We start from the raw sequence: 24,470 nt of genomic DNA on the forward strand, positions 1-24,470 counted from the left end.
GAAAGCTCCCAAGAATGTCTGCTCTGCGGCGCGTTACCCGGTGGCTTCCGGACACGATGGTGTCCACTGCGGAAGGAAGAATTTCCATGATGCGCCTTTCATTATTGTTGTGTATTGAGACAAACCGGTTTTTTGACCAAATTTCACACAAACTTCATAAATTGTCTTACATTCCGGCCCCTTTAACCGGGGCCACCCAGCCGTGCTATACCTTTCCGGTTTGACGCGGCTTTTCCTTGATAAAACTCACACTCGTTCGAATAGCGCGGCAATCCCTTGGCCACCACCAATACACAGGCTGACCATGGCGAAGCGGCCTTCGATACGCTGCAATTCATAGAGGGCTTTCACCGTGATAATGGCACCGGTCGCGCCCACCGGGTGACCCAGCGCAATGCCGCTGCCGTTCGGGTTCAGGCGCTCTTCTGGCAGCTTCAGTTCACGGGCTACCGCCAATGCCTGAGCGGCAAAGGCTTCGTTGACTTCGTACACGTCGATGTCGTTGGCGCTGAGGCCCTGACGGTCCAGAATCTGCTGAATCACAGGCACCGGGCCAATGCCCATGATTTTTGGATCAACGCCGTGTACGGCGTAGTCGACCAGCTTGCCCAGTACCGGCGCGCCGCGTTTTTCGGCTTCTTCGCGTTCCATCATCACAATGGCCGCAGCGCCATCGTTAAGGCCAGAGGCGTTACCAGCCGTCACGGTGCCGTCTTTCTTGAATACCGGGCGCAGTTTTTCCATATCCGCTACCGAGCAGTTCATGCGGACGTGCTCGTCTTGCTTGAATTCAACAGTGCCTTTGCGGGATTTCAGCTCAATCGGCAGGATCTGGCTTTCGAAGTAGCCGTTTTCAATGGCCGACTGGGCGCGCTGATGGCCTTGGGCGGCGTAGGCGTCCTGATCGGCACGACTAACGTCGAATTTCTCAGCAACATTTTCGGCGGTCACGCCCATGTGATAGTGGTTAAACGGACAGGTCAGCGCGGAAACCATCGGGTCGATCATGGCACCATCACCCATCCGCTGACCAAAACGCGCGGTTGGCAAATGGTACGGCGCACGGCTCATGGATTCGGCACCGCCCGCCACCACAGTGATGGCCTGACCCAGCTGAATTTGCTGCGCGGCAGTGACAATGGCTTGCAGACCAGAGCCGCACAGACGGTTAACGGTTAACGCAGGGGCGGATTCACGTACACCGCCGTTAACGGCCGCCACACGGGAGATGTACATATCGCGCGGCTCGGAATGAATCACGTTGCCAAATACGGTGTGGTCGACGTCGTCGCCCGTGATACCGGCGCGTTTAATGGCTTCTGCCACAGTCGCACTGGCCATATCGCAGGCACTGGTGTCTTTCAGGCTCTGGCCGTAACTGCCAATTGCGGTACGTACACCACTCACAACCACCACGTCTTTCATTGCAACCTCCGAATCCGATTCCGCTTATCTTGTTTGGACTGCCTGCAGCCAACCCCTTCCTGTTCACTGCGGGCATGGGGGCATCTACTCAATCCTGCACAGCTCTGCGCGAGTGTTGTCGGTGTTCAGGGCAAGGCGGCGAATGCAGTAAAAGGGTGGGCCCTTTTCAAATTCGCCAACACCGCCATGAATGCCGACAACCCGCGCCCTACGGGGGCTGACGGATGATCTAGTTTAGGTATCGCCGACTTAGCGACTCGTAAACACCCGGAAGCCCAGAGCGGGCACCGGATTAAGTTGATGCCCCCTTATTAAGCGTTAAAGTCATAGCTGATCCCATGACAGCGGCAGTCGATTTCTTGATATTTTCGGACAGGCGACCCAATTTATGGCAGAGTTGTGTCCGGTTTCGTCGTCTCTCGTGGAAATAAAAAGAATTGCCATGACGTTTGAACGCTCCTCCATTTCGATGCATTACGCCCGTGAGCTGGCTCAAACGGCCCGCAGCAAAGGGCTCGATGACCATCAGCTGCTGCGCATGGCAGGCCTGTCGGCGGATGTGGTTACCCACACCAGCGACCAGCGTATGAGCCCGTTGCAGTTTGCCGACCTGCTGCAAAGCTATCGCCAATTGGCCAACGATGAGTTTTTGGGGCGGACGGAAAGGCCGTCGAAGAACGGCACCTTTGTGTTGATGGCGCGTCAGGCGGTGAACAACCGCAACCTGCGCGGGGTGTACCGGCACATCAGCCGCTTTTACGACCTGTTTACCGAAGACCTGCGCTTTCATTTGGTAGAAGAAGGCAATGAGGCCCGTTTTGAGCTGACGCTGGCACGGCCAGAGCTGGACCGCGCGCATTTTCTGACCGAGTTTTTATTGCTGATCTGGCATCGCTTTCCGGGTTGGTTGGTTGGCCAGTTCACGCCGCTGAAACGGGTTGAACTGAGCTATGCAGCACCGTCCCACGAAAAGGAATACCGGCTGATGTTCCCATGCGACGCCCGCTTTAACATGCCGGTGAACGCGCTGGTGTTTGACCGTTCGATTCTCGACCAGCCACTGGCGCAAACCGAAGACACCCTCAAGCAGCATCTGGATAACGCCCCGCTGGTGTGGGTAACCCGGCCCAACTTTCATGCCTTTACCGCCCGCAAGGTATCGAATTTTCTGGAAACCCATTTGCAGCAACATGGCTCGCTGACCAGCGCCAGCATGGAAGCCGCCGCCGACCATCTGCACATCACCAGCCGCACCTTGCGCCGCCGGTTAACCGCTGAGCGCACCTCGTTTCAGGCGTTGAAGGATGAATTAAGGCAGAAGCTGGCGGTCACCCTGCTTGGCCAGCCGGAGCTGACCATCAGTGAGATTTCCAGCCAGCTGGGCTTTTCCGACCCGGCGGCATTTTCGCGGGCGTTCAAGCAGTGGATGGGCAAGTCGCCGAAGGAATATCGGAAGTAGGGACCCTCTGAATAACTCTGCACAGCTCTGCGCGAGTCCTGCAGGTTGTCAGAACAAGGCGGCGAATGCAGCGGAATGGCTGGCCCTTTCCAAATTCGCCAACGCCGTTATGGCGGCCTGCAGGCCGCGCCCAACGGGGAAGACAGGGCATTGCTGACTCTGTGTCGCTGATTTTTGACTTGACCCGTCAGGCCTACAAATCAGCTTCGTGATTCAGCGTCGCCCTGTCATCCAGTGCGGGCACTGAGTTATTCAGAGGGTCCCTAGATAACGGCGCGCATCAAATACCGATATTACGCATCAACGAGATACCCAGGGATACCGCGTCCTTGTCGTAGCTGTCGAGCTTCAGCCGCAGCCCCCAGTCGTCGTCGGGGTTCCAGTTCAGACTGACCCCCAGCGTGTATTGATTCCGGGTTTGGGCTTCGTACGGAAGAATGGTGCTGGAGCTGTCGTTTTTCATGCGCGACATGCCTACCCGCAGGAAAATATCCCAGTCGTCGCCAACCAGCTCGCCATCCAGGCTTTTCATCACGTCGCTGGCGTACAGCCGATATTGCAACCACAAGGCCGGTACTTTGTAGTCGATGCGCTCGGTACTGGTGATCAGTGGGTTGAGGCTGTTAAGGCCTGCGGTCCCCAGATTGGCGTAGCTGCCTTCCAGATAAAAGTGGCGGCTCATGCGATAGCCAATGGCGAATTCCGCGCCGGTGTCGTATTCGTCGGTCACCCGCCAACTGCTGTTGCTGGCGTCCGGGTGCAGGTAGTTGTAGTTGAGGCCTGCGGCAAGGTACCAGCAGGCATCGTCGTTATTGAGGGTGTCATCGTCGCCGTAGCGTTGGCAATCTGCCTGAGCTGGGCTGGCCAGAGTGGCCGCCGCAAGGGCGACCACGGTCAGGCTGGTACGCCACAGCGGTGTTGATGTGCAGCTGGCGTTGGTTTGCTTCATTCTGATGTCCCTTTGTCTGAACCCTTCTGAATCTGGCTCTGTTTATTCTGGCTCTGACTGCTATGACCCTGATTGCCATGGTTTGGGCCGTGGCTCGAGCCGTGGCTACCCTTGTGATGTCCCTTGTGGTGTCCCTTGTGATTGCCTTTTGGATGGGTACGTCGGTATACACCTGCGACCACGGAGGCCAGTAACAGTAAGCCTAGTCCCTTGTAGCCCGCACCGCTGCCACTGAGGGCGGTTTCAATTTCACTTGGGCTTTGCTCGTTGTCCGGAATACCATCGCCGTCGTAGTCGCCCAGCTCAACGCCATCGGACAAGCCATCGCCGTCAGCATCCGAATCCAGATAGGCTGGCAAGCCGTCGCCGTCCAGGTCGCTGAGGTTCATCAGGGCATCGGCAATGCCATCGCCATTGAGGTCTTCACCGCCCACTTGATCCACGTCGATGGCATCATCAATGCCGTCACCATCGCTGTCGAAGCCGGTTGGTGCGAAGCCAAAGATTTCCTGCCAATCGTCAATGCCATCGCCGTCGCTGTCGGTATCCAGTGCATCCGGGATGCCGTCGCCGTCGGTATCGCGCAGGCTCAGAGCGTCGCTGATGCCATCACCGTCGAGGTCGTCACCGCCAATCAGGTCAACATCAATGGCGTCGTCGATGCCGTCGCCGTCACTGTCATTGCCGCTCAGGGTCAGGCCCGCTTCAACACTGTCCGGCACGCCGTCGCCATCGCTGTCGCGGTCGAGTCGGTCAACAATGCCGTCACCGTCGCTGTCGAGATTGCCTTCCAGCAAGTCGCTGATGCCGTCATTGTCGTCATCGCTGTCGATATGGTTGGCAATGCCATCCCCATCGCTATCAAGCGTGGTGCCACGGCTGGCCGGTTCGGCGTCGACCACGTCGGCAATGCCGTCACCGTCGAAGTCGGTGATCAGGTCGATGCGACCGTCGCCATCGCTGTCAGCGTTGCGATAAAGGCCATTCTGGATGTCAAAGCTACCGTCGTTATCACTGTCGAGGTCAATCCGGTCGGCCACACCATCGCCATCACTGTCGAGTGCAGAGGTCACCAGCGTGCCCGCTACGTCGGCCAGGCCATCGTTATCGGCGTCTTCCAGACCCGCTTCGACCACGTCGTTGATGCTGTCGTTATCGGAATCGAGATCGAGGTAGTCCGCCACGCCGTCGCCGTCACTGTCGGCCAGCGCTGCGAGGTCGTCGATGCCGTCGCCATTGGCGTCGCTGCCGAGGGTATTGTCGACGTCAATCACATCGGCAATGCCGTCGCCATCGCTGTCGATCAGTTCACCCGCCGCATTGGCAAAACCGGACTCCAGCAGATCAGGCACACCGTCGTTGTCGCTGTCGTTGTCGCGCACATCGGCAATGCCGTCACCGTCGCTGTCTGGCAGGCGACGCTGGTCGTCGATGCCATCGCCATTGGCGTCAACGCCACCGGTTTGATCGACGTCGTAGGCGTCATCAATGCCGTCGTTATCGCTGTCGAGGCCACTCAGACCGGCTTCCAGTGCATCCGGAATGCCGTCGTTGTCGCTGTCGGCGTCGATCAGGTCGATGATGCCGTCGTCGTCGCTGTCGAGCAGCAGGCTGTTGTTGGCCAGCGCGGTCGCAAAGGCGTCGTCGATGCCGTCACCGTTGCCGTCGAGGCCACCGGTCTGGTCCACATCGAAGGCGTCGATGATGCCGTCGTTATCGCTGTCGGTAGTGGCGAGGCCAGATTCCAGCGCATCCGGGATGCCGTCGTTGTCGACGTCAACGTCGAAGGCGTTGAGCTGGTTGTCGGCGTCGCTGTCGTTGCTGCCTTCAACAATGTCGGGAATGCCGTCAAAGTCTTCGTCCAGCAGCGAGTCGCGGTAATCGGCAACGCTGTCGTTGTCGCTGTCACCACTGCCTTCCAGGTCGTCGGTGATGCCATCGTTGTCGCTGTCGCTGTCACGCAGGTCGGCCAATGAATCGCCATCGGTATCAACCAGCGTGGTGTCAGCAATGCCATCGCCGTTGAGATCGTCCGCACCATTTCCTGAACCATTGCCTGAGCCACTTCCTGTACCGGAATCAACAAAGGCAGGGTTGTTGGCGCTGTCGAAGGCATCGTCGATACCGTCGTTATCGCTGTCGCTGCCGCTGGCGGCGCTGACATTGGCCTCAGTGCCATCGCTCAGACCGTCGTTGTCGCTGTCGGCATCCAGAACATCAATAGCACCGTCGTTGTCGCTGTCACGGCGGCTTTGAACGGCATCGTCAATGCCATCCGCAGCACCGGCATCATCTCCGGCACCGCCACCAATGGCACCTGTGCCTGCACCGCTATCTACTCCGCCGGTTTGGTCGATGTCGTAAGCGTCGTCGATGCCGTCAGCGTCGGTATCCGCACCGCTTGGTGCCACGCCAGAGGCTTCCTGCCAGTCCGGCAGGCCGTCGTTATCACTGTCGAGGTCGTTGTCATCGGTGATGCCATCGCCATCGCTGTCGATCAGGCTGGCAGCGCCGTTGCTCAGGGCACCTTCCTGAACGTCGCTGAGGCCGTCGTTGTCGTTGTCAGGATCAAGCGGGTTCGGAATACCGTCGCCGTCGTAATCACGATCCGTACCCAGCACACCCTGATCACCATCGGTGAGGTCAGGAATACCGTCGCCATCGGCGTCGGCATTGTCTGCTGCGGTGGCGTTGTCGATCACGCCGTCCTGGTCGGCATCCAGACGGGCGAAGCTGGTTGCTGCGATGTCATTGACGCCGTCGTTGTTGCTGTCGGTGTCAATGCGGTCGGCAATGCCATCGTCATCGCTGTCGCGCTCACTGAGGGTGGCCAGATCGCCGTCGTCCAGCAAGCCGTTGTGGTCGGTGTCATCAAGGCCCGCTTCCACAATGTCGTTGATGCTGTCGTTGTCGGAATCCAGGTCGAGATAGTCCGGCACGCCATCGTTGTCGGTATCCAGCGCCACGGCGCTGTCGTCGATGCCGTCGTTGTTGGCGTCGAGACCGCCGGTCTGGTCAACGTCGAAGCTGTCATCAATGCCATCGGCATCGCTGTCGAGGCCGGAGGCTGCCACTTCCAGCTGGTCGGCAACGCCGTCGCTGTCACTGTCGCCAGAGCGCAGGTTGGCAACGCCGTCAGCGTCCTGATCCGGCAAGCTGAAGGCGTCATCGATGCCGTCGTTGTTGGCATCCACCCCACCGGTTTGATCAACGTCGAACGTGTCGTCGATGCCATCGGCGTCGGTATCAACAAAGCTCAGCTGGGCTTCCAGCGGGTCTGGCAGGCCGTCGTTATCGGCGTCGGCATCGCGGTTGTCGGCGAGGCCATCACCGTCGGAGTCGACCACCACCACGCTGTCGTCAACGCCGTCGTTGTTGGCGTCTACGCCGCCGGTTTGGTCAACGTCGAAGCGGTCGTCAATGCCATCGCCATCGCTGTCGAGGTTACTGACAGCCGCTTCAATGCGATCCGGCACACCGTCGTTATCGCTGTCGGTATCACGGAAGTCGGCAATGCCGTCGCCGTCGGTATCGATGGCTGCGACGGCATCGTCCACGCCGTCACCGTTGGCGTCGGTGCCGCCGGTTTGGTCAACGTCAAAGCGGTCATCAATGCCGTCCGCGTCGCTGTCGCGAGACAGGATGCCAACTTCCACACCGTCCGGAATGCCGTCGTTGTCAGCATCGGCTTCCAGCGCATCGTTGATGCCGTCACCGTCGCTGTCCAGCGCGCCTTCGATGGCATCCGGCACGCCGTCACCATCTTCGTCGTTGCTGGTATCCAGGTAGTCCGGAATGCCATCGCCGTCGGTGTCACCGGTACCTTCGGTTTCGTCGTCAATGCCGTCGCCATCGGAGTCCAGCACCACCAGCACCGAGCTGGCGGCGGTGTTGCCATTGGCAGCCGCGTCCTGGGCGCTGTTGGCGGGCAGGTCGAGGGCAATATTGCCACCGCCATCCGGGGTGATTTCAACCGTCCAGGTCTGGTTGTCGCTGCTGCTGAAGCTGCTGACACTGCCGTTCTGTACCAGCAGGTCGCTGCTGGTGACGCCTTGCATCACTTCGCTGAAGGCCAGCGTCACCACGAATGGGTCGGTGTTGTTGACCACAGTTGGCGCACCGTTGATTTGCACTTGCGGTGCGGTGACATCGTAGTTGCCGCTGACCGTGGTTGCCGCCGTGTTGTCGTTACCGGACAGATCCTGGGCTACGCCTGCGGCAACCACCAGACTGAAGCTGCCTTCACTGTCCGGGGTTACGGTGGCGGTGTAGGTCGCTGCGTCGACCGCAGTGAAGTTACTCAAGCTGGCGTTGCTGGCGCTGATGTCGGTGATATCAAAGCCGGTCATGTCTTCGCTGAAGGCGAACGTCGCGGTAAAGGCAGCGTTGGTGTCGTCCGGCACATTCTGGATTTGCACAGACGGAATGGTCGGGTCGTAATTCACGCTGGCCTGCGCTGCCGCGGTGTTGCCGTTGCCGGCTGCATCTGTGGCGATGTTGGCATTAATGTCGAGCGTCACAGTGCCATTACCATCCGCAACCACCGATACCGTGTAGGTGTTGCCATCAACGGCCGTCACAGAGGCCACAGAGGCATTGGTGACCACAACATCTGCGGCGTTAAAGCCGGTGACGTCTTCACTGAACTCCACTGTCACGTCGAAGTTGCCGTTGGTCACCGTAGGTACATTGAGGAACGCAACGTCTGGAGGCGTGGTATCAAAATCACCACCAACTTGGGTGGCCGCGGTGTTGTTATTGCCCGCGGCGTCCTGGGCTCCGTTGGCTGGTACGTCCAGCGTGAAGGCCCCTTCTGAGGTTGGCGTTACAGTGGCGGTGTAGGTGTTGCCGTCTACTGCAGTGAAGTTCGACAGCGTGGCATTGCTGGCGCTGATATCACCGACCGCAAAGCCGGTGACGTCCTCGCTGAATTCAAAGGTCGCGGTGAATGGCGCATTGGCGTCCGCCGGAACGTTCTGAATGGCAACGGTCGGTGCGGTGGTATCAAAGTTACCGCCCGCCTGACTCGCTGCGGTGTTGTTATTGCCCGCTGCGTCCTGAGCGCCATTGGCCGGTACATCCAGCGTAAAGGCACCTTCGGAGGTTGGCGTTACCGTGGCGGTGTAGGTATTACCGTCAACGGCGGTGAAGTCTGACAGCGTGGCATTGCTGGCGGTGATATCACCCACCGCAAAGCCGGTCACGTCTTCGCTGAATTCAAAGGTTGCAGTAAACGCAGCGTTGGTATCGGCCGGTACGTTCTGAATGGCAACCGTTGGCACCGTAATGTCGTAGTTGCCCCCGGCCTGAGTCGCTGCGGTGTTGTTATTGCCCGCTGCGTCCTGAGCGCCGTTGGCCGGTACGTCCAGCGCAAAGGCACCTTCGGAGGTTGGCGTTACCGTGGCGGTGTAGGTGTTGCCGTCTACTGCGGTGAAGTCTGACAGCGTGGCATTGCTGGCAGTGATATCCCCCACAACAAAGCCGGTGACGTCTTCACTGAATTCAAAGGTCGCAGTGAATGGCGCATTGGCATCTGCCGGAACGTTCTGAATAGCAACGGTCGGTGCGGTGGTATCAAAGTTACCACCCGCCTGAGTGGCCGCCGTGTTGTTATTGCCCGCTGCGTCCTGAGCGCCATTCGCTGGTACGTCCAGCGTGAAGGCGCCTTCTGAGGTTGGCGTTACCAGCGCGGTGTAGGTGTTGCCGTCTACTGCGGTGAAGTTCGACAGCGTGGCATTGCTGGCGCTGATATCACCGACCGCAAAGCCGGTCACGTCTTCGCTGAATTCAAAGGTCGCGGTAAATGCCGCATTGGTATCGGCCGGTACGTTCTGAATGGCAACGGTCGGTGCGGTGGTATCAAAGTTACCACCCGCCTGCGTCGCAGCAGTGTTGTTGTTACCGGCAACGTCCTGAGCGCCGTTGGCTGGCACGTCCAGCGTAAAGGCCCCTTCGGAGTTTGGCGTTACCGTGGCGGTGTAGGTATTACCGTCAACGACGGTGAAGTCTGACAGCGTGGCATTGCTGGCGGTGATATCACCCACCGCAAAGCCGGTCACGTCTTCGCTGAATTCAAAGGTTGCAGTAAACGCAGCGTTGGTGTCTGCCGGTACGTTCTGAATCGCAACCGTTGGCGGTGTGGCATCGTATTCACTGCTGGCCTGAGTGGCGGCGGTGTTGTTATTGCCCGCGGCATCCTGGGCAACATTGGCCGGTACATCCAGAGTCACAGTACCATCAGCGGTTGGCGTAACCAGCGCGGTGTAGGTATTGCCATCGACGGCGGTAAAGCCAGACAGTGTGGCATTGCTTGCGGTGATGTCGCCCTGGGTGAAGTTGAATACGTCTTCACTGAACTCAAAGGTCGCAGTAAACGGCGCATTGGAGTTGGCGGGCACGTTCTGGATCGCCACCGTTGGCACCGTAATGTCGTAGTTGGTGACCGCCTGGCTGGCGGCAGTATTGGTATTGGTGGCCGCGTCTTGTGCAACATCGGCCGCGACGTCCAGCGTCACAGGCCCTTCAGACGTTGGCGTCACCGTTGCGGTATAGGTGTTGCCATCGACGGCGGTGAAGTTGGACAGCGTGGCGTTACCGGCGGTGATATCGCCCTGGGTAAAGCCGGTCACGTCTTCGGTGAATTCAAACGTCGCCGTGAAGGGCGCGTTGGTATCTGACGGCGCAGAAATACTCACGCCCGGCTTGGTGGCGTCGTAGGTGGTGGTTGCCTGAGTCGCCGCCGTATTGCCGTTACCAGCCGCGTCCTGGGCACCGTTGGCCGGAACGTCCAGCGTTACTGTGCCATCGGAAGTCGGCGTAACAGTGGCGGTGTAGGTGTTGGCGTCGACGGCGGTGAAGTCCGAAAGCGTGGCGTTGCCTGCGGTGATGTCACCAACCACAAAACCAGTGACGTCTTCACTGAATTCAAAGGTCACCGAATACGGCGCATTGGTCAGCGCCGGCTCGCCCTGAATATCCACTGTGGGGGCTGTTGTGTCGATTTCCAACTCGTTATTGCTGGTGTCGCTGCTGCTGTTACCAGCGGCATCGGTACTGCTGACCGCAACCTCGTTAAAGCCATTGGTATTGGGCGCAAAGGTGCCTGAGTCTGGCGTCACAGCGCCGGTATCGAGGCTCCAGGTGCCGTCGGGTTCAGCAATGACGGTGTAGGTGGCCCCCGCGACAACCACTGTCAGGGTGGTGGTAGCCTCAGCAGTACCGGTGATGACTGGCGTAGGATCATTGGTCAACTGACTGTCGACGGTTGGATTCACCGGCGGTGTGGTGTCAAACGCCGTTTTTTGTGGGTTGGAGAAGACCAGGTCAAGGTCACCGTCGAGGTCGAAGAAGCGATTGCCGCCGCTGCTGGCGTATACCACCCCGATTTTAGTACCGGCATTAAAGTCTATCTGTACCGCAAGGTCAGTATCAGCAGCCACACCATCCCGGGTTGAGGTGAAGTACAAATACCCGGAGGTTGAGCCAGGCACCAGGCTGGTGGGATTTTCCAACGTATAGGAAGCAATATCTGCTTCCAGTGCCGCCACCGCTTCTGTTTGCGTCTGGTCGATGTCCTTGAACACCGCCGACGGGATCAATTCAATAGGAACCGGACTGGCAGTGCCAAAGGTATTGGCTTCATAGAATTCGTAGTCAACAAAAGCATTCAGGTTGCCACTGGCAGAGCCATACAGCAGCTGTGCCTGAGCGTCATCATTGGAAGTGGCGAAATTGATCGTAGCCCCTGCACCAATCGAAATAATGCGCCCCACCACGTCAACAGATGTGCCATTGACGATGGCAACGTCTTCCCACAACGCCGTAGTCCCCGCAGTACCATCACCACTAACAATTGGCGCGTTGTTGAACACCATGGGGGTATTGGCCAATGCCATCGGCGAAGACAGGGCCAACGCGCAGCCTATACACCTTGGCAGGGAGGAGATTCGATTTATGCGGCTTGCTGCTCGTTTCATGAAGCACCACTGAGTAACTGAGTAAAATACTTGGGTATCTATCCAGCGTAGCGGGCCATCGAAAATTCATTGTCGGCATCTTGTAACAATCGACAAAACCGCCGCTGTCATAAGTGACATTCAAGAAATGAGAATTAGTTATAAGAAATTCCAGCAGGATGTGGCCACCGGGAAACGGATTTGAACACCCGGCGGGCCGTTCTTCAGACGTTAATTCAGGCGTATTTCAAGGCTGAACCCACAGCTCCACGCGGCGGTTGGCAGCGCGGCCTTGTGGGGTATCATTGGTAGCGATCGGGCGATTTTCACCAAAGCCCTTGGCCAGCAATCGATCGGCTGTAATACCGTGATCCACCAGGTACTGCTTTACCGACTGCGCCCGTCGCTTGCTCAGCCACAGGTTATAAGCATTCGAGCCCTGAGAGTCGGTATGAGCATGAATAGCTACCCGAATATCCAGGTCGGCCTTCAGCACACCCACCACTTCGTCCAGCACCACTTTTGACGTCGCGGTAAGCGCATCGGAGTTACTTTCAAAGCCCACGCCCTCCAGCGTCCAGCCCTGATCCATACAGGCTTCGACGCACGCTTCCGGACCTGCCTGTTCTGGTTCGGTAACCGACACAAAAGCACCAGCCAGCAAGGTTTTTGTCGGGTCTGGCAGCGATTTGTAAGACACTGATTCAGGTGCCATCAAGCCCTCTTTCAGACTGCCAAAACGGTAGCCAAACGACAGCTGGAAATGAGCATAACGTTCGTCGCTGGCCAACCCTTCTGAATGACGAATTTCAGCCCGGCCAAACCAGTGCGGAGAAAAGTGATATTGCCCACCCACACCGATGTCCATGGCCGTCAGCTTGCCCGACATCGTCATGCCCGGCTGCTGGTTATCCAGCTGGTTTTTCGACATACCTAACAGCAGATAGGGCTGAAAGCCGTCATCGTCCAACAGCCACAAGCCACTGAGGCGATAGCCTTTCAACTCCGGACGGTCCTCATCCTGGGTAATGGCTGGCAACGCCACCGCTCCTTCCAACGCCAGCGACGACGTTAGATACCATCCCGCCATGGCCTCGTACTGATAACCGTGGCGGAACTGCTCATCGTAAGAGATCGCCCCGCTGCGCATTCCCATATCGGTGTGATTAACACCCAGCGAGGCATAGCCATTGGCAAACACAGTTTGACTGGCAGCCAGAACGGCCAAGGCGAGTGACGTGCGAATCGGTTCTGCGGATTTCATGTCAGGTCTCTTGATCTATGTCTGCTTTCAGCCTAGACGCTGCAAACACACAGTGCCGAAAGAAGCCGCATTCTCTCGGGGAAGGACGTTCAAAATGAGTAATTTTCAAGCAATTCTGAAAAATGATCACTGGTGTTAATAATCACGCTCGGTAGCCTTTTGTTCCTGTAAACCGCACTGGAACCGAGAGCCCACTATGAACATCGCCATTAACACCCCATCTTCTGAAAACCACCACACCACCGCTCTGCAGGCGCCGTTTCGAGCCGATGTGGTGGGCAGCTACTTGCGCCCGAACGCTCTTAAACAAGCCCGGGCAGCCTTCAGCGCCGGCCTGATTGATCAGGACGAGCTGACCGCTGCCGAAGACAAGGCCATCATCGAACTGGTGGAAAAACAGAAAGCCGCAGGACTGCAAGTCATTACCGACGGCGAATTCCGTCGCAGCTGGTGGCACCTGGATTTTATGTGGGGTCTGGTCGGCGTCGAAAAGGTTAAAATTGAACAGGGCTACCAGTTTGCCAGCGTCGAAACCCGTGCAGAAAGCGCCCGCTTGAGCGGCAAAATCAGCGGCGAAAACCACCCGTTTATCGAACACTTCAAATTCCTGATCCACCTTGCTGACGACAGCGTGTTGCCACGCCTGACCATTCCGGCACCGGCGCAGTTCCTGAAAGAACTGCAACGCCCTTGCAATGCCGACAGCACCCGCGCCGTGTACCCGAACCAGGACGAACTGCTGGCCGACATTGCAGCCGCCTACCAAACCGTGATTGCCGACCTCTACGCCGCGGGATGCCGTAACCTGCAAATCGACGACTGCACCTGGGGCATGCTGACCGACCCCAAAGTCGCCAACCCGGCGGAACCGGGCAAACACGACAGCTGCGACTGTCATCCCGACCCAGCGCCCTTCGCCCCATCACCATTAGACCCATCACCATTCGACCATGCGGCCGCCATTGCGCCGTTAAAAGACACCCTGCTGAACGTAAACAACGCCGCCATCAGCCAGGCTCCAGCCGACCTGGTGATTACCACCCACGTATGCCGGGGTAACTACCGCTCTGTGTGGGCTGCCAGCGGTGGCTACGAGCCAGTAGCTGATGTGCTGTTGGGCAAGGAAAACGTTGCCGCCTACTACCTGGAGTTTGATACCGAACGGGCGGGCAACTTCGAGCCGCTGCGTCACCTGAGTGCCGGTAAAAAAGTGGTACTGGGACTGGTGTCGTCAAAACTGCCGGAACTGGAAGCCGTCGAGGCGCTGGAAGCCCGCATCCGCGAAGCCGCAGAATTTGTGCCGCTGGAAAACCTCTACCTCAGCACCCAGTGCGGCTTTGCATCAACGGAAGAAGGCAACGAACTGACCGACCAGCAGCAGTGGCAAAAAATTGCGCTGGTAAAACAAGTGGCCGACAAGGTGTGGGGAGAAAACTCACTGCGTGAGCTGGTGTAGTGGATTTTTGAGGGGCTGCCATGCTGGCAGCCGCTCTGATTCAATCTGCCTGTTTGGATTACTTACTCAAAGAACGATGAACATCAAAGGTCACTGGCGCGGGCTTCCAGATACTCAGTTCCGGGGTGAAATCGAGGTTGCCGGTGAGGCCAATATCCACCGGTTGACTGCCTTGCAACAGCCGAATCAGGCTGCTGCCCAGTTCCGCAAAGCCCAGCGACAATGGAATCGTCAGCTGCTGTTGCTCGCCATCGGCCAGCGTCGCTGCCGATACCTTACCCGCTGCTAACGACTTGCCGCCACTGACCACCTGATAGTTCAGGCTGTTGAGGTCGATGCCAAAGCTGTTGGGGTTCAGAACATCCACCACCAGCGCCATGCTGGCTCCCTGCCAACTGATGTCGGTCAGCGTTGCCGAGCGGAAGGTGATTTGCGGCATTTTCGGAATCGGCAAGGAATCGCTGAACTCGGCTGGAATGCGTACGTTTCCGATCACAGGCAGGTTCAGCAGAAAGCCTGCATCAATGCGGTAGTCGAAGGTATCTTTGCCCTGCAAACTGGTGAAGGTGTTGTAAACATCGGCAAACCGCAGCGACACCGGCAGCCCGGCACTGGCCGAGCCATTGGCGGGTAAGCTCAGGCCGCGATCCGCCTGATTAAGACTGACCAGCGAGGTGTCTTCCACCTTGAGCTCCATATCCACGCCAACGGCGTCCAATGCAAAGCGGTTAGGGTTGTGGATGGCCAGATTAACCACCAGATCGACACCGTCGGCCGTCAGTCCGGCGACCTGAACAGAGGTCACTTCGGCACTGGGGCGAACCACATCCAGGCTGTCTTTAAGCGTGGCACAACCACCCAGAAGCCCGACGGCCAGCGCCACCACGGTGGCAAACGTGAGTTTTACAGAAGAGAACATGCTGCGTGATACCTTTTAGCCGATGGCGTTTTGTTTTTGAGCGGGCTTTGACCCTGCCCTGAAGGGGACATCTATTTAATCCGGTGCAGGCTCTGGGCTACCGGATGGTTTCGAATCACGAAGCCGAATTGCAGGTCTGGCGGGTCAAGTCAAAAGTCGGCGACACAGAGTCGAGATCATCCGGCAGCCCCCGCAGGGCGCGGGTTGCCACCGCCCATTGCTGTGTTGACGAACTTGAAAAGACTCGACCGGACAGGTTCGTCATTCCGCTGCATTCGTCGCCTTGCACTGAACAACGGCAACACTCGCGCAGAGCCGTGCAGGATTAAATAGATGTCCCCTGAAGCCTTGATTCACACCCTTGAACCAGAAATCAGAGCCCTTAGCCCGAAAACGCCATGATACCCAGCAAAGGCACACTGACAACGTGTCTGGATTCACTCCTGAATCAGCGATCAGCCAGCGCCAGCTTGATCGCCAGCGCACCAAATACGGTACCGGCAATGCGGTTCAACACGGTTTGCGCAGCAACAGAGCGCTTCATGTAATCGCCAATTTTACCGGCACCCCAGGCGATGGCCGAGAACACCAGCAAGGTGGCGACAATCACCAAGGCACCCAGCATCAGGATTTGAAGCGCCAGCGAGCCATTCTCTGGTTTGGCGAACTGGGGCAAAAATGCCAGAAAGAAAATCGCCACCTTGGGGTTAGTGAGGTTCATCACCACACCGCGCAAAAACAGCGCCTTGGCACTGCGTTCCGATTCGGTTTGCGCGCTCATATCGGCGGGTTGTGCGGTAAAGGCCTGCCACGCCAACCAGCACAGGTACAGAGCGCCCACGGCTTTCAACAGGTTAAAGGCCAATTCCGATTGCTGGAAAATAGCCGCCACACCAAAAGCAACCATGGCAGTGTGGCCCATCAGGCCGGTACACAACCCCAGCAACACCAGAAACCCGGTGCGACGGCCATGAATGGCAGACTGGGTCAGTACAAACAGATTATCCGGGCCGGGAGCCATCGCCATCATCACTGAAATGGCAAAAAAGACGCTGATGGTTTCTAAAGAAATCATTGAATTTTCAAATTAAAATGAACGAACCTGAATTGTCGTTCAAATTGTCCACTTTGCCAATATGGCAAGTAACGCCAATCCCTTACGGAGCTGCAAAAGCACGACTGACAGCCCGATTTGCACTGCCTGACATTTCCGCGCAAAGCCTTTCAAAGGTCGGGCTGCACCGCCACCACCAGCACCTACTCTTTAGTCACCAATACGCAAAGAACCCTCTGATCACTTCAATACACGCTCTGGGATGACAGGCCTGAACAGAGCGATTCAGACAGTTCAAGGTGGCCACTATGAATACCATTACCTCATTGTTCAGCACCAACCTGAAAGCCAGCAGCGACGGCAGCACGGCTGCCTCAACGGCGACCTCAGACGTGCTGGAAGAAGAGTCCTCAGACGCCCAAACAGACAACGTCGTGAGCTATGGCAACCAGACCGCAGGCGAGATTGTAACCATCTCCCCGCAAGCGATTCAGGCGCTGAATCAGGCCGACATGGAAGCCAACCCGGATCAACGAGGCACCGACGCAGCCACGCTCACCAGCTCAGCAACGGAAGCAGAAAACAGCCCTGTGGCGAATACAGAGAACAGCACCGAGGATGAAACAGTAACAGACGAAGCCGAAGCTAATGAGGAATCCGGCCAAGCCGCTGCCGGAGGTGGTGCCTCCAGCGGTTCATCCAGCAGCATCGAAGAACAAATCGCCGACCTGCAAGAGCAGATCAGCGACGTTCAGCAAGAAGTCTCTGAATTAACCGCCAAAGCCCAGAACGACGAAGCCGCCGCCATGCAGCTGGAGGCCAAAATGAGCGAACTGAGCGAACTTCAAGGTCAGCTGCTGCAACTGATGCAGCAGCAGTTGAGCTAGGGAGACTCTGAAAAGCCCGGTGCCCGCTCTGGATACAGGAGGTAGGCGAAGCGGGAAGCCAGAGCCGAGAGCTGTGCAAAGTTATTCAAGGGGCCCCTAATAAATCCACGGCCGGGCTTGTTTGATCACCAACTCGCTGTCTTTGGTGATCTTGAATTCAATCTCCATCGCAAACGGTTGATCCTTGGCCGGGTGATACAGCTCGGCAAAGCCCTGGTGAATGCGTGCCATGTCCTGACGCAACAGCTCCAGCTCGGCATCTTCCAACACCACCCGGTTGTCTGACGCGGCTTCCAGCAAGCGGAATCCCTGCCCCTTCCGGCTGGCCAGCAGTAATTCTTCCGGGGTCGATTGCGCTTCCGGGTTGGTCACCAGGTCTTCACCGTGTTGGGCGTTAACGTAGTAGTTGTCATTGCTGCCATAAAGCACATCACGCGTTACCGCGACCCCGTTCGCCAATTCGCCTTTGAAGTTGGGATGAATCAGTACACCCATGGCAATTTGATGATGGTCAACGCCGTAACGCTCTCGGGCTTCAAAGGCGCGGAAGTTCCACAGGCTGGCGTACACCTGTTTGATCGACTTGGCCAGGTGGCCCTCGTGCGGGTGATGGGTGTACGAGTCGTACAAACCAGCACCGCTGAATTGCGGCAGGTCTTCATTGTTGGTACTGGAGCGGCAGCGCAAGCTGGTGCCCGCCGGGAAAGATTCATGCACCTGCTGCAACGCCGCCAGCATATCCGCGGGCACATCGGCCTTTTTGATGCGCTTGCGCAGTGCTTTCAGGGCAAGGTCCAATTCGGCCTTGTTGGCCACCAGCTCACGGTCACCCAGTAGCTCATCGACCGCCTTATAAAGCCCGTTCGAGCGCATAAACTCATCGTAGAAATAAAACGGCACCGCAAAGCCATCGGGCACCGTGCCTTCTGGCAGCCCGAGGTGTTTTAGCGCCGCAACGTTGGCAGCTTTGGCGCCAATCCGGGATGAATCGGCAAAACCAAGCTGCTGCAACGGCAGAATCTTTTCAAGGCTGAGGTCACGGGCCAATACCGGTGCCTGACCGGCTTGCGGCTGTTTCACCAGGCTTTGCACTTCCTGCTGGCTGGCCGCTCGCAATTCGTAGCCCTCGGTGCTGACGTTGAACACCACGTACTTCCCGATCAAATCCTGAATGACATCCTGTTCCAGCACATCGTCGATGTAGGCATTGGGAATCCGGTCTTGCACAGCACGCAGGTTAACGTGGGACAACGGCGTTTGGCGCACGGCGGTAATCACACCCGCGACTCTGGGCAGCTCGTTGGGCAGTGTTTTGGCGATCACAATGTCATTGGCGGCCGGCAGCCCCTCGGCGTTCAGGTAGCGCAGAACACCGATTGCTTTACCGGTGTTCAGGGCAATAAAGGTTTCGGCATCGGTGTACAGGTCAACGCCTTTCTGTGCGAAGGCCTGACGTTGCTGGCGATAACTGGACTCTCCCACCCGGTAAGCCAGCTTGCCGTTGGCAATGGGCAGGGTATTCAAAATGGCTTGATGCACCACAGCGGCTAATTCCGGGCTGACCCTTGGCTCCAGATTGTAGGTATAAAGCCCCTTGGAGCCATTGGGCGCGGTAACGTCTGCCAGATAGGACATATCCGCTCGCAGTGCCACACGGGTGCTGGCCGGATCGTAATCCGACAACACCTTGATATCGCGACCATTGCCACGTCCTTGCAACACCGGACTGCCGCGTTCCCCACGGCTGGCTTGTTGACGCTCGCCGTTTCGGCCTTCGCCTTTGCCACTGCGGCCTTCTTTGGCACCCCGTCCACTCTGCTTCTCACCATCAGCTCTGCCATTGTCCGATCTTCCAGAGTCGGCTGTGCGTCCGCCACGGCCTGCGCCCATTTCAAACGGTATGCCCACTTCCTTCATAAACATTGGATGCTTGTCGATGTGGTTGGTGTTGATCCAGTACACCAACGGCTGACTGCCGGGTTTTACATCGACCACAAATTTGATCAGTTCGACATCGCTGGAATTGCTGGAACCTCGTTCACGGCCAATATGCGCCAGCCGCAAAAAGCTTTGGCGACTTTCAATACGGGCTGCGCCCAGCTCGGCGGGCATTTGCTCAGGCAGGATTTGACTGGATGGTGCGGCCTGCACCGGAGTTACCAGCCAGCTTAACGACCACCAGCAGGCAGCAATAACAGGCAGTTTGTTCATGATGGTTCTCATCTGAATTATGCAGACGGGACAGGTCTGCTTGGAAGAATGTGGAAAAACAGCAACGGCGTTGGTTGCAAGACGCTGCCTCTGCAGCGCTGCCCCTGAAAAACAGGGCACAGCGCCAGAGGCATGGGTCATCAGAATCGGTAGGCCACGCTCAGCTTGGCGTTGCGACCCGCCTTGTAGGCTGTGGTGTCTTCACCAGTATCGGCGTCTACGGCTTTCGAGCTGTTACTGTAGGCAACGTCGGTAACGTTATCGATGCGGGCCTGTACACCGAGGTTTTCAGTAAATTGCCAGGAGGCGAACAGGTCGTACACGTAGTAGCTGCGGTACACGTACTCAGACGTTACGCCACGGCTGGTAGAGCTGTAGGAACGGCCCTGACGGTACTTGCCGTCGATGCCCACACGACCTTTCTGGTCGGCAAAGAAGGTGCCGATGCTGGTCGAGATAATGCGCGGCACCAGCGAGGTATCCTTGGTGTGCGAATCGTCATCGTTGACCGAGTAACCGGCAATATCCTGCATGCTGAAGTGGCCAAACACACCGCGGCTGTCGTATGAGGCTTCAATTTCCCAACCGAACACGGCGGCTTCGTCGCGGTTAACGGATTGGTTAACGTCGTAAGTGGTGCCGTCGTAGGTCACGGTACCGGCGGTTTCGGTGGTGATCTGATCTTTCAGGTCGGTGTGGAAATAGTTCACCCGAGTAGACAAACGGTCGCCGTCGACCACCAGGTCGTCACGGTCAAAGGTGAAACCGATCTCGCGGCTGAGAGAGGACTCCCCTTTCAAATCCGGGTTAGGCAGGAAACAGGTGCCGCTGCCCTTGTTGCTGGAGTCGGTATCCAGACATGGGCTGATGTCGTCGGTGGTGAAGGTGCCATCGCCATTGTCGGTCGCCTGGAATACCTTGACCTTGTGTTTGCCGTACAGGTCGAACAGTTGCGGTACCTTGTAGCCGGAACCAATCAGGGCAATAAAACCCAGTCCCTTGGCTGCGGTGCCTTCCAGCGGATGCCAAACTGCGCTCAGTTTGGAGTTGAACGACGACTTGCCATCCACATCGGCACCAAAGCCATCGGCAGAATACGTGTCGTAACGGAGGCTGCCGGAGACTTTCAGAGCGTCGCCAAAGCTGATGGTATCCGTCAGATAGCCACCAATCTGCTTGCGTGTGCTGGACAGCCGCACGCCGTTGAAGGTGTAACCCTTCTGGAAATCGACGTCATCCAGGGTGTAATCCGCACCATAACGCAGACGATGGGTCATGCTGCTTTCTGCGCCCAGTACCGTAGTGTTTTCAATTTCGGCGTAGGTGGTTTCCACGCTGCCGGTAGAGGTCCAGTCGCCGGTCTGCTCGTCGCTTTCCCGTTCGTTGTTGGCACGAGAAACACGGGCCTTGAAATCAACCCAGTCGTTGTCTTGCGGGTTGTAACCGTATTGAGCCGCAAAGGTGCGGTCTTCAACGCGGAATTTCTCCAGCGTGTCCGGGGTGTTGGCGGCGTACTCGGTTTTGTCGTTCATCACACTCAGCTCAATGCGCTGGCTTTGGGTCGGTGTGATCACGCCCTTGATCAGGTAGCTGAGGTCATCCGTGGTTTCGTCGTTATCCGTCAGCTGCTTGCCGTTGGCATCTTCCGCAGGCTCTACCGAGCTGGTCGACAGGGTGGCGTTGAGGGCAAAAACATCGCCAAACTGTTTCGCTACGTCACCGCTGATGCGGTTGCCCTGACCATTGGTGGTGTAGGTGTAACGCAGGTTGGCGGCAAAATCGTCGCCGCGCAGCACGGATTCCGGATCCTTGGTTTCCAGCAGTACCACACCACCGGTGGAGCCGGAACCGTAGGTGTTCGCCGCTGCACCGGGAATCACGGTGACCGATTCGTACATGTCCATGTTGAGCCATACGGTGTCACCGGCTGAGTCGGTGGTACGGTGAGAGGTCAGGCGGCGGTTGTTCGGTGCGCCTTCAACACGAACACTGACGTTGTCGGAGCTGAGGCCGCGAATGGTAATTTCGCTGCCACCGTTGGTGGTCTCCTCGATCACGACCCCGGCGTTACCAGCCAAGGCATCTTCCAGACTGGTGGCCTGACGTTGCTCGATGTCTTCGGCGGTAACAATGGAGGCACCTTCGTCTTCACTGACGCGCGCATCGGTGGTCGATTGGGCTTTCTTGTCGTTGCCATCAACGCTGGTGGTTTCGAGAGTTTGCAGTGCAAATGCGGATTGGGTAGCCATGGCGATCGCCACAGCCAGCAAGGAAGGCTTGATATTCACTTCATCTCCTTATGACTCAACTCGTATACAGAATGTAATGAAACTGAAACAACGGGCCGGAATCTTAAGGAAATGAATTTTATTTACTAGTGATAATCATTATTATTTATAGATAAAAACACAGCGTTTCTAAAATGCTTTTTATCAATAAAGCAGGTGAATTCACCACAAAAACAGGCGTTAAACAGACTAATCCCATGCTGGGGCGAAATCAGAATCGGCCAGTCTCTGGCCACGATCCAGCGCTGCAATATCGGCCATGTCGGCATCACTCAAGGTGATGTTCAGAGCGGCCAGGTTGGCTTGCTGATTGGCAACTTTGGTCGATGCAGGAATGGTAATGACCCCTAACTGATTCTCCCACGCCACCGCAATATCCGCCGGGCTGACGCCATGGCGCTGGGCAATACGACGCAGGGTGTCATCCTCGAACACCCGTCCACGAGCCAGTGGCATAAAGCCGGTAACCTGAATCCCCAGCTGAGCGCAATGGGCACGTACCCGGCTGTTTTGCAGAAACGGGTGTACCTCAATCTGGTTGGTGAGGATTTCTCCCTGCCCGAGGATATCCACCGCTTCATCAAGCAGTTTGATGGTGAAGTTGGAGACGCCAATATGTTTGGCCAGCCCTTGCTGTTTGGCCTTTGCCAGCTCACCCAGATATTCCGCCATCGGCACCTGCCCCGTTGGCTCAGGCCAATGGACGAGCAGTAGGTCGACGTAGTCCAGTTGCAGCTTTTCCAGACTCTCTTCCACGCTTGGCAGGAAATCCCGCTGATTAAGCCGGTCATGCCAGACCTTGGTGGTCACAAACAGCTGCCCCCTCGGGACAGCGCTGTCATTAACGGCCCGACCAACGATCTCTTCATTGAAGTAATACTGGGCGGTGTCCAGGTGGCGATAGCCCAACTCGATGGCTGATGAGATGGCATCGTAGGCATGATCGCCAAGTTTGTAGGTTCCGAATCCGGGTTGTGGAATCACAGGTCTATCTCCTTCGCGAGTTAGTGAGACGAATCGTCGATTGTGACCAGAACGCCACCGCCGCTTTTGTTGACCAATTCGCTGGTAAAAGCGTCTTTTTCGGCACTGGCAACCAGTACGGTCAGGGTTACCTGAGTGCCAAAGTCGCAGTTTTCTTGCTGGGTTGGGTACTGTTCTACCAAATGGCGTACGACCGATTCGTGCGGGTAGTCGTAGCTCAGGATCAGCCGGGTTTGCGGCACACGCTCTTCGGTCGGCAGGTCTTCCAGTGCCAGCGATACCGCATCCGAATAGGCTCGCTGCAAACCACCAGTACCGAGTTTGATGCCGCCAAAATAGCGCACCACCGCCACCACGATTTCACCCAGCCCACTGTGCTCCAGCACTTTCAGCATAGGCCGACCGGCGGTGCCCGAAGGTTCACCGTCGTCGCTCATCGACATCACCGTGGTATTCGGTGCCCCGGCAATATAGGCCCAGCACACATGGCGCGCCTGGGGGTGAATATCCCGCACCGAGCGAATAAACGCCTCGGCTTCGTCCCGATTACCGGCTCGGCCGACAAAGGTAATGAATTGGCTGCGCTTGATCTCAAACTCATGGAGGTGGGGTTCGGTAACGGCAGGAACGGGGTAAACGGACGACATGAACAGAACAGGACTTCGGCAACCAACAAGCCGCCTAGTGTGACGGCTTGCGGTCAGGCTGTCGACTGGCTCAGTCGATCAGGGTTTCAGCGTTGGTGCTGGTAACGCGGGAGAACACCTTGTCGAGCTCGCTGTAGGCCTTGCGTATCCAGACTTTGGTGCGTTGACGTTCCATCAGGCTCAAGCCGCCTTCGGTCTGATTGCCCGCAGCCCAGAACGACAATTCGTTCTTGTTGATCTTGAACATGGTTGGCGAGTGCAGCCCTGGCAGAACCATCGACTGAATACGGGTGAGCTCGTCGTTCTGATTGGCTTCGATCACGGCGTCGATATCGCTGAATACGCTGCCACGGCCTTCGTTTTTGACCACCACACAGTTGAGGTACAGCTTGTACTTGGCGAAGAACTTCTCCAGCAGTTGCAGCGAATCCGGGCTGTCATCAACCAGATACCAGTACACCAGCGGAATGTTCATTTCTTCACACAAATCGAGCACGCCGTTGTCGTCGATCCAGCGGTCCAGAAAACGCTGGCTTTGGGCAGGCATGTCGACCACCACTTGCTGGTCCTGTTGCAGCGCCAGCTCCATGATGCCATCCGAGCTTTCGAACTGATCCAGCTTCAGGCTGCGGGTGAAATCGCGGTAGTAACGGGTGGTGGTTGCGTGGGACTGGTCGCCGTCCAGGCCGACGTAGTGCATGCCCTTGTCGAGGCAATATTGCGACAACACCCGCGCCATTACCGATTTGCCCACACCGCCTTTTTCACCACCAACGAAATGAATCATGCTCATAATGCTTTCCTTTTCCTGCTCTGATACCAACGCCAGGTACGAACATGTCTACAGGCGTTGGCGGACTGTTTGGGTTGCATTCGACTTCCCTGCAACGGCACCCTTTGTAACACAGAGTTGTGGTCAACGGTTGTGCTGGAAACCGGTAAGGCAGAATTTTTATAATGCAGCGCAAATTA

The 24,470-nt window shown here is 57.2% G+C and carries 14 protein-coding genes; 3 read left to right on the top strand and 11 right to left on the bottom strand.

Going from position 1 to position 24,470, the window contains the following annotated elements:
* Positions 1-246: 246 nt before the first annotated feature.
* On the bottom strand, positions 247-1,425 hold the full coding sequence (bktB, locus tag ACXADJ_RS11060) for a beta-ketothiolase BktB (RefSeq protein ID WP_475065820.1): 1,179 nt from the start codon (positions 1,423-1,425) through the stop codon (positions 247-249).
* Between the two features lie 442 nt (positions 1,426-1,867).
* Here bktB and ACXADJ_RS11065 point away from each other — a divergent pair, with 442 nt between their 5' ends.
* Positions 1,868-2,884: an AraC family transcriptional regulator gene (locus ACXADJ_RS11065; RefSeq protein WP_475065823.1), complete on the top strand. Its 1,017-nt coding sequence runs from the start codon at positions 1,868-1,870 to the stop codon at positions 2,882-2,884.
* Positions 2,885-3,164: 280 nt separating this feature from the next.
* Here the strand turns inward: ACXADJ_RS11065 and ACXADJ_RS11070 are convergent, their stop codons facing one another.
* The 3 genes from ACXADJ_RS11070 to ACXADJ_RS11080 all read right to left on the bottom strand — a co-directional run bounded on the left by ACXADJ_RS11070 (position 3,165) and on the right by ACXADJ_RS11080 (position 13,052).
* Complete coding sequence (locus ACXADJ_RS11070) at positions 3,165-3,833, bottom strand: outer membrane beta-barrel protein (protein ID WP_475065825.1); 669 nt, start codon at positions 3,831-3,833, stop codon at positions 3,165-3,167.
* Positions 3,830-11,746 (bottom strand): beta strand repeat-containing protein, encoded by a 7,917-nt coding sequence (locus tag ACXADJ_RS11075; RefSeq protein ID WP_475065828.1) that lies wholly within the window; start codon positions 11,744-11,746, stop codon positions 3,830-3,832. Before ACXADJ_RS11075 ends, ACXADJ_RS11070 begins: the two co-directional genes overlap by 4 nt.
* A 289-nt stretch (positions 11,747-12,035) precedes the next feature.
* Entirely contained in the window at positions 12,036-13,052 is a 1,017-nt protein-coding gene (locus ACXADJ_RS11080; protein WP_475065830.1) for an OmpA family protein, read from the bottom strand.
* Between the two features lie 196 nt (positions 13,053-13,248).
* Here ACXADJ_RS11080 and ACXADJ_RS11085 point away from each other — a divergent pair, with 196 nt between their 5' ends.
* Positions 13,249-14,508: a uroporphyrinogen decarboxylase/cobalamine-independent methonine synthase family protein gene (locus tag ACXADJ_RS11085; RefSeq protein WP_475065832.1), complete on the top strand. Its 1,260-nt coding sequence runs from the start codon at positions 13,249-13,251 to the stop codon at positions 14,506-14,508.
* Between the two features lie 58 nt (positions 14,509-14,566).
* Here the strand turns inward: ACXADJ_RS11085 and ACXADJ_RS11090 are convergent, their stop codons facing one another.
* Positions 14,567-15,427 (bottom strand): LEA/WHy family protein, encoded by an 861-nt coding sequence (locus ACXADJ_RS11090; RefSeq protein WP_475065834.1) that lies wholly within the window; start codon positions 15,425-15,427, stop codon positions 14,567-14,569.
* Between the two features lie 448 nt (positions 15,428-15,875).
* Positions 15,876-16,502: a LysE family translocator gene (locus ACXADJ_RS11095; RefSeq protein ID WP_475065836.1), complete on the bottom strand. Its 627-nt coding sequence runs from the start codon at positions 16,500-16,502 to the stop codon at positions 15,876-15,878.
* Positions 16,503-16,789: 287 nt separating this feature from the next.
* On the opposite strand from ACXADJ_RS11095, the gene ACXADJ_RS11100 reads away from it, so the two are divergent.
* Complete coding sequence (locus ACXADJ_RS11100) at positions 16,790-17,368, top strand: hypothetical protein (protein WP_475065838.1); 579 nt, start codon at positions 16,790-16,792, stop codon at positions 17,366-17,368.
* A 96-nt stretch (positions 17,369-17,464) separates the two neighbouring features.
* Here ACXADJ_RS11100 and ACXADJ_RS11105 read toward each other — a convergent pair whose 3' ends face one another.
* From ACXADJ_RS11105 to ACXADJ_RS11125, 5 genes are all read right to left on the bottom strand, one after another.
* Positions 17,465-19,579, bottom strand: coding sequence for a PEP/pyruvate-binding domain-containing protein (locus tag ACXADJ_RS11105; RefSeq protein ID WP_475065840.1), 2,115 nt, complete (start codon positions 19,577-19,579; stop codon positions 17,465-17,467).
* A gap of 140 nt (positions 19,580-19,719) precedes the next feature.
* The gene (locus ACXADJ_RS11110) at positions 19,720-21,867 is read right to left on the bottom strand and encodes a TonB-dependent receptor domain-containing protein (RefSeq protein WP_475065842.1); all 2,148 of its coding nucleotides are present in this window, start codon (positions 21,865-21,867) and stop codon (positions 19,720-19,722) included.
* A gap of 189 nt (positions 21,868-22,056) precedes the next feature.
* Complete coding sequence (dkgB, locus tag ACXADJ_RS11115) at positions 22,057-22,851, bottom strand: 2,5-didehydrogluconate reductase DkgB (RefSeq protein ID WP_475065844.1); 795 nt, start codon at positions 22,849-22,851, stop codon at positions 22,057-22,059.
* A gap of 20 nt (positions 22,852-22,871) precedes the next feature.
* Entirely contained in the window at positions 22,872-23,498 is a 627-nt protein-coding gene (locus ACXADJ_RS11120; protein WP_475065846.1) for a YigZ family protein, read from the bottom strand.
* A 70-nt stretch (positions 23,499-23,568) separates the two neighbouring features.
* Positions 23,569-24,291, bottom strand: coding sequence for a P-loop NTPase family protein (locus ACXADJ_RS11125; protein ID WP_475065847.1), 723 nt, complete (start codon positions 24,289-24,291; stop codon positions 23,569-23,571).
* Between the last annotated feature and the right edge of the window lie 179 nt (positions 24,292-24,470).

The organism is Oceanobacter sp. ABM4_470, assembly GCF_056158645.1.